The organism is Domibacillus robiginosus (genome assembly GCF_000966195.1).
GTDB lineage: Bacteria > Bacillota > Bacilli > Bacillales > Domibacillaceae > Domibacillus > Domibacillus robiginosus.
This window is the reverse complement of the sequence record NZ_LAHL01000074.1, coordinates 1-13,639: the sequence shown is the minus strand read 5'-3', so window position 1 is coordinate 13,639 and position 13,639 is coordinate 1. Positions and strand designations below refer to the sequence as shown.

Here is a 13,639-nt window from a genome sequence, read left to right as displayed (position 1 = left end):
TATACATTTGTATACAGAAAATCAATACTTTTGTTTACTCATTTATATTCTTCCTAAAAAATAGAAAAATCCCCCAATATAAATAGCGGGAGGAGTATCAGTTTTACCAAACAAAAAAGAAGCCTGTAATAGCTTCTTTTTTATTTCATGATATGAAATTTATTAATGACCCTGTTCAATTCTTGAGATATTTTGCTTAATAATTCAGCTGCCGGATGTTACGGATACTGCTTGATTCAGACCACCGACATTCCACCAATCTGGCGGCTTTTGTTATGTTAGCGAAGTTTTCAAGGTGGATGTTTCTTGCTTTAAATTGCTCGCTCTCTCTAGATTATTGAAAGTGATTATTCAATATAGTTAATCTGATGAATGTCGACATTTGTCGATCAAATTGTATAGAATGTCGCCCTATTTTATAAGAAAATAAAAAGAAATGCCTAACTTGTATAACTTGATTTTATTGATAGTAACAACCTTAAAAAAGAGAAAATATTCCTCTTTTATGCAGTCCGATCAGCTGGTGTAAAAGTTGCAGAATTATACGAACCGATCATAAAAACGGAGCTGGTAAATTGAGTAGCTTATCAGATAATATTCAGAACTTATTACTAAATATTTTCATCGTTCATTTTTGTTTCACTTTCTATTTTAAGTTTATTGAAAGAAAAACCACTCCATTTACAAGTAAAGTTATGTTCACCCTTGTCTCTGCCATATCTATTATCTTTTGTATGAGCTTCCCTATCATCAATTCTGCAGGCCATACTCCTGATTTCCGTCAAATCCCTCTCATCATTGGGGCATTATACGGAGGACGCAGGGTTGCCATTATCTTAACAATAGTAATGCTGACATATCGTTTTTATTTAGAGACCCCTTATTTTGGTACTGCTCTGTTGATTTATTCTTTGTTCCTTGTTTCAATCATTTTTATTATTCCCTTCTTCCAACATGCAGTTACGATCCGACAAAAAGTACAATTTGCTGTAATAGCAGCTTTATTTGCATCATGTTCTAGAATGGCATTAATGTTTTTGTTTGAGTCAGAAAAAACAGATGTAGAATACCTTGTCGTTTTTATCACTACCCTGCTCACCCAATTAATAGGAGTTGTATCGTTTGTAATGATAAATGAAAGAACAAGGCAAAGTGCGTTGCTTTCCAAAGAAATACTGAAGCTTGAAAAACTGAGAACAGTCAGTGAATTGGCTGCAAGTATTTCTCATGAAGTTAGAAACCCTTTGACTGTTACAAAAGGATTTGTCCAGCTACTGCGTGAGCCGGACCTTTCAGATGAAGAGAAAGGGCTATATGCTGAAACAGCGCTGGAAGCGCTGGACAAAGCAGAAGCTACGATTACAGAGTATCTTACCTTTGCAAAGCCTTCATTAGAAAACGTAAAGATATTGGATCTGCATCAAGAAATCATACATATGGGGAATTTCGTTGATTCTTATGCTGCTATGAACAGTGTAGAAATTGAAATGAATCTGTCGGCGGATATTCATATTGCTGGCGAAGATAAAAAGGTTCACCAGTGTCTTATCAATGTGATAAAAAATGGCATTGAAGCAATGCCTAACGGAGGGACATTACGCATTGATCTGTGTCGTGCTTCAAATAATGCCATTGTCACCATAACAGACACAGGTATCGGAATGAATAAAGAACAAATCGAGCGCTTAGGAAATCCTTTCTTTACAACAAAAGATATTGGAACCGGACTTGGCACGATGGTCGTCTATAGCATTGTGAAAGCCATGGGGGGAAAAATTAAAGTGGACAGCGAAGTTGGAAAAGGCACTCGCTTTACAATTCTTTTCCCGGCAGTGGAACATACTCCAGAAGAAGCTATCAAATAAGCTGTAATCTCTATTTTAAGCAGTGATAAAGGCTCAGGTATAGCTTGAAAAAACTAACCTAATTAAATGAACGAAAAAAAGCAAGAATGGCCCTTAGCGACTGACCTGTTAGAGCAAGACAGGAGAGCAGTCTCTTAAGCTGTTCTTGCTTTTTTATTTGTCTTTTTAATATGCCAAGCCATTCAAAAATATACTTTCTTAAACAAAAATACTAGAATGCGCTCCAAATAAGTAAATGAAATTCCTTTCTGTTTGGCAAAAATGTAAAACGCCTGAACATAAGCCCGGCGCTTTACACTCAAGCGGGTAATTATTCCGCGATTTTTTCTAAACTAGCATTCTGTCCCATTTCAAAGGCAGGAGATGAATGATTATCAGTTAATAGCATTGTTTGTCTGGCACGATTCATGATCTGCATTAAGGTTTCATAGTCTTCCTGCATTGTAACGTTTTTCTGCTGTGTTTGTTCTAGTTTTTTCTCCAATTCAGCTTTTTCTTCCTTTATAATTGCCAGCTCTTTTCGAAGCTGTTCAACCTCTGCCAGGGAGGTCCTTTTATTCTCAAGATCGGTTAGAAAAGAGATAACCTCAGATAAAGAAATACCGGGATTTATGGAATTCTCTGCTGGCACTTCCACTGTATGATCTGTCACTTCAATAGCTTTTTCCTTTTTAGCCAGCATATAAAAATAATCTTTTCTTTGTTTTTTTGCTGCGCCCATTGCCCTCACGTACTGTTGTCTAACTACTGCATTCCACCGGAACCCGCAGGCTGCAGCCGTTCTATTCAACCCCTCTCCTGCTTCATCAAACGCTTTCAACTGGGTACTTCCCTCGCGCACATGGCGTAATACCGTTTCAGCAAGCAGCAGATCATTTTCTTCCGACCAGGCATCTTGTCTTTCTGTCATCGGTTTTCTCCCCTTTTAATTAGGTATCCTTTTCTCAAGATGACCTTTTCTCCCGCCTGCTATACAAAAGCGCTTAAAAATTAGATACTTTATTTATATTCTGGTTAACTTTAAAATATTTATGAAAGTTGTTAGCTTCCGTATAATCCGCTGGTATATTAATCAGACCTGAAAATGCTTAGAACTTGCTGAGATACAGGCAGGCGATATTAGCTTTGTGTTCAACCTCATTTTAATTATATGTTGGTAACATACTGTGTATTTCCTGCTTATTACCGGCGTAGATATTGCAGGATCAATCGCTACTTGAATGCCGTTGCCGACTGGAGCTTCACCCATTTCTTTTCGCTCATTCAATGATAGTCCCACTAGTAATCCACAAAGCTCTTCCCTTTAGTGGGCATTACAAATTTTGGCACTTTTATTTTTTGTTTTCTGTCGTTTTCCTATTATAATAAAAAATGACAAAGGCAAACTTATCGAAAGGTAAGGACGCAAAGCCACGGGTCTACCATTCTTTTGAATCATGACAGCCGGGCTGCCAAATAGGGATTCCTTCCTTGTTTGGATCATTTTTTTTAAAGGAAGGGATTAAACGTGCAGGATAAACAGGTTGAGCCAAAAACTACATTAATTATTATTGATGATCATCCGTTGTTCCGCGAAGGGATTAAACGTATTCTTAATTGTGAAGAAACCTTAGAAGTGCTTGCTGAAGGAAAAGACGGTATAGAGGCTATTGAACTGACAGGTCAGCATAGTCCAGATATTGTGATCCTTGATCTCAACATGCGAAAAACAAATGGTATTGAAGCAGTTCGTAACTTAATCAATCAATATCCGGAAACAAAGGTCATTATTCTGTCGACCCACGACGATGAAAATGATGTCATATATGCGCTTCAGTCAGGTGTTTTAGGCTATTTACTGAAAGAAACAGGCGCAAATAGTCTTGTAAAAGCGGTAAAAGCTGTGGCAAAAGGTGAATCGTACTTGCATCCATGTGTAGCATACAAGTTACTTAAAGCGTATCGCCATTTAGCAAGTACAGCAAACCACAAAAAAAGATTTCAGCAGCCTTCAGTGCGCCTTCCGCTGCATTTGCTCTCTCGCCGTGAAAGTGAAGTGTTACAATTGCTAGCGGATGGGAAAAGTAATCGAAATCTTGGAGAAGCACTTTATATCAGTGAAAAAACGGTTAAAAGCCACGTCAATAACATTCTAAAAAAAATGGAAGTCAATGATCGTACCCAGGCTGTTGTGACAGCTATTAAAAATGGCTGGGTTAAAGTTAGATAGGATACACTTCTCGTTACCTTGAACTAACCCCCACTTACCTGACGGTTAAAGTGGGGGTGTTCTTGATAAAAATGATAAAGAGTCCAACCATTGTCTTTGATTATTTAGAAAAAAGATTATAGCCATGTTAAGAAAATAATAGAGCCTGCTTTTTTATGTATGATCGTTGTTGGATTCCATTTTTTGACGCAAAGCTCTATTAACAGAGCCGCGGTTCTTCCAAAGAAACCGAACCATTTCAGTGGTTTCTAGCAGCTGTTCACCCGGGTCACAATAGGTTTCTCCCTTGCCATGGATGGTCCACGCCCTTGTGTCTTCACTGAACATCAGCGTCCATTGACCACTCCGCTGCTTGTCTTCAAAAACAAAGTAATACTTGCTTCCTTGTTCATCATAAAAAGCAATTTGGGGGAAATCGATTGAAAATTGTTCAATGTCTTTATTCGATTTTAGCACTCTCGCCATGATACAACTCTCCTTCAGGGATAATGTAAAAAACGTAATAAGTATTTTCATTTCTAGACAGCTATTTTTATTATTATATATAATTCGAGAAAATAATGCATTTTGTTCTTTTCTTTTACATTCTTACTCTTTTAAAGCATAGGCCCTGCCCTCGCGAAAGTAAAAAAGCAGAGCTTCCCTTGTCTTTTAGGTCCGTTCTTCATATGGATCTGCAAATTTGCTTGAATCATTTTTAACTTGTATTCTCCCCGCTTTATTATCAATTTTTATTCATTTTTCCTGAAAGTGTTAAGAGTTTATCTCAATTCGTGTGCAAAAGACTTTTTAAAGTTTTTTCATCTGGCAGCGGAGAACTCGGCTAAAAGTAAACTATTTAATGGCAAAGTCACACTGATGGAGGAATAGGCCTGTGTCTCACTAAGTTCATTTACCCTGCTATGCTTTCAGAATGTGTCAATAGGATAGCAAAAACACGAAAATTGTACTATGTTTTCCAAATCAGGAATATTTTTAACCAATCCGGGCATAAACTAAAATAGATTCATATAAAAAGTAATGGAAGTTTTGCTGTTAGCAGGGGCAGGGGTCTTATATTTAACGAAAAGGAGCGTTTAAAGAGTGAAAATCAATCTGCCGACAGAAACAATGGAGGAAGTTATTAAGTCACTTGAGATTAAAAATCAAGCCAGCACCCGGTTCAATGGCCAGGATTTTCATTTCAAAAAAGAACGATTTTCATTTAATGCAGGTAAAACGCCAAACTTTTCTGCTGTTTTAGAGAAGCTTGATCGAAAAGCTGAGAAAGTGATTCGACACGAAGCAGCTTCTAAAAGTTTTACTTTTGCTACAATTGGCCGCGTTTGGCAAGAAGAAAATCTGGGATCCGGAACAGTTGTTTATATTTACTTTTTTTCAAATGAAAAAGCTAATACCGTATTTCCAGATGAACTGGTCAGTCAGTACGAGCTGCATACCTGGACAGAAACGATTAAATAAATAAAGCTATCAAATTCTCATTGAGGATTTTATGCTTGTAGACAAAACCTTTCTTCTGAAGGTGATGTTTGCAGGTTTTTTTGTTTCATAAAACGATTAAAATCATGCAAAAGGATTTATACGGAATCAATTAGAAATGTTCAGCAGCTTGCATCGGCAGCATTTGCTATTCACTATAAAAATCTTTGAATTTGACCATAATTCTTTAACGTAAGACAGTTCTTTTCTCAAGCGTTTTGTTCTGCTACCACCCTGCAGTCAGAGATCCTTCTGACTGTTCTTTTATATGGATATCCCGCGCTTTGTTAGCCTAGAAGTCCTGTTTGATTATGTTACCAGCGCGAGAGGAACGGAAATGACCCATATGTTGCTTTATAAACCTTTCTTCCTAATCAAAACAGGGACCGTCTCCTTCAGCTGAAAGAGTGGCACCTGCTTTTTCGTCGGTTTCCAGCGTAACAATATATGTTTTTGCTTGCCTTATAGTCCAGCTGGTTGTTTTAGGTGTAAACTACTTTAAACTTTTCACAAACGATCAATATATCTTGTTTGAATGGAAGGTTGTATACTGCTAATTGTTCTGTAAAGAATGTTTCGTGAGCATTCCACCAAAACTCATAGTCTCCTCCACCTTCTGCTAATGCGAACTCCTCTGTTACTTCGTTCATTGGTAATACTTCTACATTTTTGATTTGGATAATTGCGATCGGTATATCCTTTGAATTTAAAACGATGTAATATTGTTCTTTTTGTGGTAACGGTTCATTTTCAAGCTCATAAAATATGTGTCCTGATGTTGTCGCTGTTTTTTTCCCTTCAACTACAAGGTCAGCCAACCAATCTGCTGATGATTCGAACTAAAATGCATCTGCATAATTGCCTTTTACTATATTAATTCATCCAGAATTATTCAATAATTGCTCCTATTTTTCCTTCTCTCCCTTGCTAATAACCTTTTATTAAAATAATTCTGTGCTTTAGTCAATATACTCAAAATTCGTATATTTTTACGTTAATTGTACAGTAATCACAAAAAGTCCACACTTTGATTACATAAAATTTTTTAAGAGCAGTTATATATGTAATCTAGAAAATATGAACCGCTCTGTTAATTGAATATTTTTAACGAAAAAGGGTATGAAACTAACACAATCCTAGTTCCTGATAAAAGACTGGGTGAAATTAATTTAAAATGATCCTCTAAGGCAAGGAACTGAACCATTTTTTTATCCACTAACTTTACAAGGAGAAGAATAAAATGACAAAAAAGACCCCACTAGCTGCAGTTAAAGAAGGTTATGGTGACAACGTTAAAATTACAGAGCTTTGGAATTCAGGGGAAGAGGAATCTAAAGAAGGCGACTACACCTACCTTCTAGTCGATCAAACTGAAGAAGTGCATCTTGTAACAGTTTTTAAATTATCAGATGATAACTATCAGCTAGAAAAAGAACAAACTAGAAAATACGCAAAGGCAGATATTTTCGAATCAATGGTAGGATTGGTTAAAACGATAAAAAACGGACTTAACACATCAGAAATAAAATGAAATAATAGAGAAAACAATAAAGTGTTATGAAAATCAATGCTAGTATTATGTTGTATGCGGAAAGTAACTAAACAACAGAAAATTCCAGGAGCATACTTGTTTAAACAAATATAGATTTTTAAAACAAGTTGGTGAAAAACCTTTCATATAGCAGGAAGCTGAAGTGTCTAAAAACAATGAAACTTTTTACAGCCTCCTTGCAAACTAGATAAGCAGTTATATATTGGTTGAAAATTTCTATAACAGGTACGTAGCAAGCAGGCCCTTTTCAAAGCAGGGTGACTTGGAGAAAGGGTTGCTCTGTTTTTATAAGGAAATAATAGTTTACTTTCCTGATATATGGGTATTATCAATAAAGTACCAAGTACTACTCCCACCTAAAGCTAACTCATCTTTTTTCCCGAAGAATCTTTGATTCTTCGGCTCTTTTTTTTGCATAATTTTCTACTAATTGGGTATAAAAGAAGTAGAATGACACCTTTGATATCTCAGCTAAAACGGGAGACATTCCCGTTTTTTTTTATGGCTTGTTTTCGCTAAAAAACTCATGATTTAAAATAACTTCTTTTTTCCTTCTGGCAAATAAATTCGGTAATGATTATTTTGAATCCTTAATAATAGATATTAATTCAGGCTTCTTCCGTCTTGCCACCTTGAAACATGAAAAAGGATGTAACCTTTCCTATTGTAAATGGCCTCCCTTACATTGTTTAATCATAAAAGCAGAATAAACCATCTTCTATCACAACACATGTTTTATCACATTATTTCTTCTACAAAGCTCTTTTTAATCCCCTCGCGCTCCCGGGAACTAACCAAAAAGAAGTCAGGATAAGGTGCGGCTCTCCCGATTACTTGTGGCGCTTGCTTTCATAGTGTATTTCTTTTTACTGATGAACCACATACCGCTCCCACCTTTTTGTTGTTGTATCAAAAATCCTTAGTCAGCATAAAATGTCGATAAGCAAGATAAGATGCGATAAATGCGTTTTATAAAATGAAAAAGGAGGGGAAAATGATGATACAAGGTAAAAAATCTTCCTGGCTCAGTTATACAGCATTCATTCTGGTTATATTAGTAGCCGCTTTATCAGTGATATTTTCTTTTGTTCCAGCACCTTTTAACCTGACAGTACCATTTTATATAGGCATCTTACTAGTCATCATCTTGAGTTTGATCGCTTTGTTCAGAAGGCATGAAAAAAAGATCCTCGCTGTTTGTAATTTAATTTTAGCTTTCCTTGTGCTTGGCTTGAAAGGCGTTTTCTTTTTCACAGATTTCTTTTTACTGTAATTACGTTTTTTCACGCGAAATTCAAGATTGCATAAGGATTACCTGCAGTTTGAGATTTTAGAGGCCGGCACATTCATAATAGAGGATATTACGCTATGATCCCAAGCTATGAAAAAATTGAGTAAAAAAGCAAAAAGTGACCTTAAATGGAATTAAGCTTATATCAGAGTAATCAGTTAACGACCATGAATTTAGTTTTTTATGATCAACGAAAGGTGATTTTTTGTTAGATTTAAAAAATATTTAAGCTTTCTTATTGATCGACCAGACGGAAAAATGTTCAAGCTATTTTGAAGCGTTTAAAAGATTATGAGTATTACGGAGTTAAATAAAAAGAAGACACCACTTTGAGAATAAAGTGAGGCGTCTTCTTTTTTATTGTATTTAACGGCTCGTATAGCCAGCATCCACGTGTATAGTTGTGCCTGTTACTTAAGAAGATTGATCTGAAGCCAGCCATAGACTCGCTTGTGCAATTTCTTCAGGCTGTCCAAATCTGCCTAATAAACTGAGCTGAGGTGCAAATTCTTCTTCCGTCTGTCCGGTTTCTTCCAGTGCTCCTCTTAACATCGGAGTGTCGATCGCTCCAGGTGCTACTGAATTAACACGGATATTTTTATCACCGTTTTCTAGTGCAGCAACCTTGGTCATTCCCACTACACCATGTTTGGCTGCAACATAAGCAATGTTATTTGGTTGAGGGCGGAAACCACTTACTGATGATATATTTACAATACTTCCTCCTTGTCCTTGTTTAATCATTTGTTGCAGTTCATATTTCATACACAATGCCGTTCCTGTCAGGTTAATTGAAATTAGTTTATCCCAATAGGCTTCATCAAAATCGGCTACAGGTGCATTATCCGGCGTTAGGGCAGCATTATTAATAGCTACCTACATCAAGACGCCCATATTTTTCAACTGTTTTCGCAACCATATTTTGTACCTGATCAGATTTAGAAATATCAACTTTTATAAAATAAGCTTCTCCACCATCTGCTTCAATTTCAGAAGCTGCTGCTTTTCCTTTTTCTTCGTTAAAGTCTGCTATCACTACTTTTGCTTTTGCTTCTGCAAAAAGTTTTGCTGTAGCAAGCCCCATTCCCATTGCTGCACCTGTTACAATGGCTACTTTACCTTTCTAATACTGGAAACGTCATTTAAACCCCTCCAAAATATTTTTAGTTTCAACAACTTTTATCCAGAGGCATAGATTAAAATAGTCTATACATTAAACGGATGTAGCTCCTTGTCCACCATCGATTCTGTAGTAACACCCATTAATAAATGATGCTTTTTCAGAAGATAAAAATATCATTAGATCGGCAATTTCTTCTGCCGTTGCGTATCGATTCATAGGAACAGATGCTTCAAATGCTTTTCTTGCTTCTTCTGCCCTTTCACCCATAGCATTCTTTTCTATTCTTCTTATCATTTCTGTATCTACACCTGATGGAGCAACAGCATTTACACGTATCCCGTATTCTGCGACTTCGAGCGCTGCTGATTTATTTAAACCAATTACCGCATGTTTAGATGCAACATATGCGCTCATTCCTGGGGCTCCTAATAGACCACCATTAGAAGCTGTATTAACAACTGCACCGTATTTTTGCTCTTTCATAATTTGAAGGACATACTTCAAACCAAAAAATACTCCCATCACATTTACTCCAAATACATTTTTGAAGTTTTCTTCTGTTTGCTCGGTTATATTTTTAAAATCACCATTAATACCAGCATTATTGATAAAAACATCAATGTATCCATAATGTTCTTTAGTCTTTTGAACATACTCTTTTACTTCATTTTCAATTGAAACATTAGCAGTAAGCAATAAAATATCTTTTGCATCCACAGACTCAGCCGCTTTTTCTAGCGTCTCCCTCTTCAAATCCACTAAAGCTAATTTTGCACCTTCTTTTGCAAATGCTTTTGCAGCAGCAATACCAATGCCACCAGCCGCACCAGTTATTAACACTACTTTGTTTTCAAACAGCATAATGGTAACGCTCCTTTTTGTTAGTATAAATCAGCGGAGAACCACCTCCACACTTCTTAATATTTATAAGATTGTCCGCCATCGATTGGAATAACGGCTGCGTTTACAAAATTTGCTTGATCCGACAGTAAGAATGCTACTAAATAAGCCACTTCTTCTGGTTTGCCAAACCGTTTCATTGGATTTGGCTCAACAAATTGTTTCCCCACTTCTTCCCAGTTATCTGGATCAATTTGTTTTAATGATCCTTCAACCATTGGTGTCATAATCGCACCAGGTGCAATGGCTTTTATGCTGATGCCATATTGACCATATTCAATTCCAGAGTTTCTTGTTAATCCGACTACGCCATGTTTACTGGCTGCATAACCAGATTGGTTTCCTACCCCGCGAATACCACCAACAGAAGCAGTATTGACAATAGAGCCAGAACCTTGTTTTCTCATGACTTTCAATACATGTTTTAAACCATAAAATACTCCATTTAAGTTGATATCAACTACTTTTTGGAACTCATCAATACCAAAATCCTCTGTTACGTTTTGTTTTCCTTCGATCCCTGCATTGTTGAAAAAACCATCAATTTCCCCAAACTTTTCAACGGTTTCATTTACATAATGTTCAACTGCTTTTTCATCTGCCACATCAGCAGTGATAAGCAACACCTCTGCATTTGGTACAGCTTCTAACACTTTACTTTTTGTTTCTTCTAAGGAAGCAGCATTTAAATCAATGAGTGAAAGCTTCGCTCCTTCTTTTGCTATTTGTAAGGCTGAGGCTTGGCCCAAACCAGATCCTGCACCTGTAATTACTACCACTTTCTCATCAAAACGATTATTCATCGGAAATTTCCTCCTTTACTATTATCATGGAAAAAGATCAATAATTGTGTTTAGATATTCCCATAAATCATGTTGATTAATATATCCCAAATTAAGTCTACATAACCGTGTAAGCCACCTTTTTCACCTTAGTTCTCCAGGCGGTATAAGTAACCCAAAAAAGGTTGTATCACAAAAACGATCTACCCTTTCGAAATTGAAGCTAAAGATCCGTCCTTATAGAACAGGGAGTTAAGCTCTGTTTCGTTCTTTAATCATTCCTATTAAAAATTCAAAAGCGTCTTTTGCTTCTGAATAACTATCTTCTCCTTGATTAATTTCTGGAGTAATAAACCCTTTGTAGTTTAATGAAATCAATGATTGAATAACTTTCTCAAATTCAAACGTTCCTTTTCCCGGTGCTTTGCGGCTGCTGTCAGCTATATGAAGGTAGATCAATTGTTCACGGGATTTTTTAAAACTTTCAGTTGTCGATTCACCTTCTATATTCATGTGATAAACATCCAGCATTAGCTTTAGATTTGGCAGATTCATAGACTCCAGGAAAGAAAGCGCATCCAAAGTGGTATGAAGATTATTCATAGCAGTTCGACTTTGAGGCTCTATTGCTACTTCGATTCCCACTTTTTGTGCATATTCGCATGTCTGCTCGAACCCCTCCTTCATCCAGGCCCATGATTGATCGGTGTTCTCTTTATCAATCTCGCCTCTTAACTTTCCAATACTTACCGGGCAATCGAACTGAGAGGCAAAGTCTACTATCTTTTTAGCCCGCTCCACAGCTGCTGCCCTCGTTTCCCGGTTCTTGGCTGTAAATGTTAATCGATCGTCACTGACAACTGGGCCTGTCCCAACTGCTGCAATTTGAAGGTCCAATCGCTGTATTAAGCTGTGAATCATAGAGATATCTATCTCTTCCGGATTTCGGGTAAGCAGTTCAACCCCTGAATAACCAACTCCTTTAAGCTTTGAAAGAGCATCTTTTATATCTCCCTTGTATCCCAGGAGCGGTTTTTTTGTTTCTTCTGTTAAAAAGGGATAAGCTAACTTCATTTCTTCTTTCCTTTCTACTGACAGACTTGTGACAAGCAAGAATCTTATAAAAAATTACTTCAATCCATATACATGGTTGGCTTTCAAAAATATATATGGATTAAAGAAAAAAAGAAAAATGATCAATCAGGAATTCAGGGCGATTTCATTTAATTGACTTGAGATGTCAATTCCGTGTGCCAAACCCGTTTCCTGAAGCGTTTTAATAACCTCTTCAGTTAAAAGAATACCCGTTTCCAATCGCTTAGCTACTGTTTTTTCTTCAGGCTCTCCAGGAATTAAAATCTCTTCAAATCCCTGTGCCTTTGGCAATGCTTTGGCACGCTTCACAAATGTATCCATCCGGTCTTCAAATTCATCTTTTGATACAAATAAATCTGGACGAATAGCAATAAACAGATGTCCAACGTTCTGTGGTTCGGAGTGATCAAAGTAAAGGCTTTTTACGTCTCCTCCATAGTTTGCTCCAGTCAGTACGCCTGCAAGAATATCCATTAACATCGCCAGCGCGGAACCTTTCGCTCCGCCAAATGGAAGGCAGACACCTTCAAATGCTTTAGCCGCATCTGTTGTTGGCGCTCCGTCTTTATCAAGTGCTAAACCTGGAGGAATGGGTTCACCGTGTGTGGCCGCTAAGCGAATTTTCCCTCGTGCAATAACCGTCATGGCCATATCCAAAACATACGGTACTTCTTCTTTTCCGCCTGGAACACCTGCTGCAAAGGGACTTGCTCCTAGGAAAGCTGTACGGGAACCCCAAACAGGAAGCGCCGGAGAAGAATTTGTATAAGCAAAAGAAAGATATCCTTTTTTAATCGCATCCTGTACATACAGAGCAGCCATCCCATAATGAGTACTGCGGCGTACACCAACAAGGCCGATTCCATTTTTTTCTGCCAATGAAATCGCTTCCTCCATTGCGCGGTGACCAGCTAAAAATCCCATTCCATCATCGCCATCGACAATTGAAACAGCCGGAAAAACATTTTGAACAGTAATATTCGGCTGTGGGTTTACGACCTTGCGTTTAATCCTTTCTAAGTACATCGGGATACGGGAAACTCCATGTGAATCCAGGCCGCGTAAATTTGCCGCTACCAAGTCATGCGCTACAACAGCTGCGTCCTCTTTTCTCAAGCCTCCCACTTCAAAAAGCTGCGCAGAAATATCTATTAATGCCCCGGAATCAATAATCATTTGTTTATCTTCCATTTCAATTCCCCCACTCTGTTTGTCTTTAGTTGATGCTTGATCTACTTAAATCGTAAAGGACTTTCCAAAAGAATTAAAATACAAATCATTATAAGCTATTCATAAAAAATTTGAATACCTGCTTTTGTCAATAAGCTGGATTGTCAACACTA

The 13,639-nt window shown here is 37.2% G+C and carries 14 protein-coding genes and 1 riboswitch; of the genes, 5 read left to right on the top strand and 9 right to left on the bottom strand.

The genetic code is table 11. The annotated features are described in order from the left end of the window. Window positions 1-575: 575 nt before the first annotated feature. Window positions 576-1,865, top strand: a complete 1,290-nt coding sequence (locus VP97_RS22110; RefSeq protein ID WP_082220505.1) for an ATP-binding protein — start codon at window positions 576-578, stop codon at window positions 1,863-1,865. A gap of 310 nt (window positions 1,866-2,175) precedes the next feature. Here VP97_RS22110 and VP97_RS22105 read toward each other — a convergent pair whose 3' ends face one another. Beyond that, window positions 2,176-2,775: an RsfA family transcriptional regulator gene (locus VP97_RS22105; protein ID WP_050184322.1), complete on the bottom strand. Its 600-nt coding sequence runs from the start codon at window positions 2,773-2,775 to the stop codon at window positions 2,176-2,178. Window positions 2,776-3,234: 459 nt separating this feature from the next. Further along, a riboswitch (cyclic di-GMP riboswitch) is annotated at window positions 3,235-3,321 on the top strand. A gap of 51 nt (window positions 3,322-3,372) precedes the next feature. On the opposite strand from VP97_RS22105, the gene VP97_RS22100 reads away from it, so the two are divergent. Beyond that, window positions 3,373-4,074, top strand: a complete 702-nt coding sequence (locus VP97_RS22100) for a response regulator (RefSeq protein WP_050184321.1) — start codon at window positions 3,373-3,375, stop codon at window positions 4,072-4,074. Between the two features lie 153 nt (window positions 4,075-4,227). Here the strand turns inward: VP97_RS22100 and VP97_RS22095 are convergent, their stop codons facing one another. Continuing rightward, entirely contained in the window at window positions 4,228-4,539 is a 312-nt protein-coding gene (locus tag VP97_RS22095) for a hypothetical protein (RefSeq protein ID WP_050184320.1), read from the bottom strand. Between the two features lie 618 nt (window positions 4,540-5,157). Here VP97_RS22095 and VP97_RS22090 point away from each other — a divergent pair. Then, entirely contained in the window at window positions 5,158-5,535 is a 378-nt protein-coding gene (locus VP97_RS22090; RefSeq protein ID WP_050184319.1) for a hypothetical protein, read from the top strand. Window positions 5,536-6,035: 500 nt separating this feature from the next. Here VP97_RS22090 and VP97_RS22085 read toward each other — a convergent pair whose 3' ends face one another. Further along, window positions 6,036-6,371 carry an ASCH domain-containing protein gene (locus VP97_RS22085; protein ID WP_245629962.1) on the bottom strand — a complete coding sequence of 112 codons (336 nt, stop codon included), beginning with the start codon at window positions 6,369-6,371 and terminating at the stop codon, window positions 6,036-6,038. Window positions 6,372-6,793: 422 nt separating this feature from the next. On the opposite strand from VP97_RS22085, the gene VP97_RS22080 reads away from it, so the two are divergent. Further along, window positions 6,794-7,084, top strand: coding sequence for a hypothetical protein (locus VP97_RS22080; RefSeq protein WP_050184318.1), 291 nt, complete (start codon window positions 6,794-6,796; stop codon window positions 7,082-7,084). A 1,018-nt stretch (window positions 7,085-8,102) separates the two neighbouring features. After that, on the top strand, window positions 8,103-8,378 hold the full coding sequence (locus VP97_RS22075; protein WP_050184317.1) for a hypothetical protein: 276 nt from the start codon (window positions 8,103-8,105) through the stop codon (window positions 8,376-8,378). A 432-nt stretch (window positions 8,379-8,810) separates the two neighbouring features. Here the strand turns inward: VP97_RS22075 and VP97_RS22070 are convergent, their stop codons facing one another. The 6 genes from VP97_RS22070 to VP97_RS22050 all read right to left on the bottom strand — a co-directional run bounded on the left by VP97_RS22070 (window position 8,811) and on the right by VP97_RS22050 (window position 13,487). Next, on the bottom strand, window positions 8,811-9,266 hold the full coding sequence (locus VP97_RS22070) for an SDR family NAD(P)-dependent oxidoreductase (RefSeq protein WP_281175134.1): 456 nt from the start codon (window positions 9,264-9,266) through the stop codon (window positions 8,811-8,813). Continuing rightward, the gene (locus VP97_RS24820; RefSeq protein ID WP_281175133.1) at window positions 9,262-9,486 is read right to left on the bottom strand and encodes an SDR family NAD(P)-dependent oxidoreductase; all 225 of its coding nucleotides are present in this window, start codon (window positions 9,484-9,486) and stop codon (window positions 9,262-9,264) included. Before VP97_RS24820 ends, VP97_RS22070 begins: the two co-directional genes overlap by 5 nt. A gap of 123 nt (window positions 9,487-9,609) precedes the next feature. Beyond that, entirely contained in the window at window positions 9,610-10,380 is a 771-nt protein-coding gene (locus VP97_RS22065; protein ID WP_050184316.1) for an SDR family NAD(P)-dependent oxidoreductase, read from the bottom strand. Between the two features lie 56 nt (window positions 10,381-10,436). Next, a complete protein-coding gene (locus VP97_RS22060; protein WP_050184315.1) occupies window positions 10,437-11,222 on the bottom strand; it encodes an SDR family oxidoreductase in 786 nt (261 codons plus the stop codon). Between the two features lie 231 nt (window positions 11,223-11,453). Continuing rightward, window positions 11,454-12,275, bottom strand: coding sequence for a sugar phosphate isomerase/epimerase family protein (locus tag VP97_RS22055; protein WP_050184314.1), 822 nt, complete (start codon window positions 12,273-12,275; stop codon window positions 11,454-11,456). 126 nt (window positions 12,276-12,401) lie between these two features. Beyond that, window positions 12,402-13,487, bottom strand: a complete 1,086-nt coding sequence (locus VP97_RS22050) for an Ldh family oxidoreductase (RefSeq protein WP_216594944.1) — start codon at window positions 13,485-13,487, stop codon at window positions 12,402-12,404. Window positions 13,488-13,639: the final 152 nt, after the last annotated feature.

Excerpts from the sequence above, each read along its gene's own strand:
- VP97_RS22105 (WP_050184322.1), bottom strand. The coding sequence starts at position 2,775 with ATGACAGAAAGACAAGATGCCTGGTCGGAAGAAAATGATCTGCTGCTT.
- VP97_RS22095 (WP_050184320.1), bottom strand. The coding sequence starts at position 4,539 with ATGGCGAGAGTGCTAAAATCGAATAAAGACATTGAACAATTTTCAATC.
- VP97_RS22080 (WP_050184318.1), top strand. The coding sequence starts at position 6,794 with ATGACAAAAAAGACCCCACTAGCTGCAGTTAAAGAAGGTTATGGTGAC.
- VP97_RS22075 (WP_050184317.1), top strand. The coding sequence starts at position 8,103 with ATGATACAAGGTAAAAAATCTTCCTGGCTCAGTTATACAGCATTCATT.
- VP97_RS24820 (WP_281175133.1), bottom strand. The coding sequence starts at position 9,486 with ATGGGAATGGGGCTTGCTACAGCAAAACTTTTTGCAGAAGCAAAAGCA.
- VP97_RS22065 (WP_050184316.1), bottom strand. The coding sequence starts at position 10,380 with ATGCTGTTTGAAAACAAAGTAGTGTTAATAACTGGTGCGGCTGGTGGC.
- VP97_RS22060 (WP_050184315.1), bottom strand. The coding sequence starts at position 11,222 with ATGAATAATCGTTTTGATGAGAAAGTGGTAGTAATTACAGGTGCAGGA.
- VP97_RS22055 (WP_050184314.1), bottom strand. The coding sequence starts at position 12,275 with ATGAAGTTAGCTTATCCCTTTTTAACAGAAGAAACAAAAAAACCGCTC.
- VP97_RS22050 (WP_216594944.1), bottom strand. The coding sequence starts at position 13,487 with ATGGAAGATAAACAAATGATTATTGATTCCGGGGCATTAATAGATATT.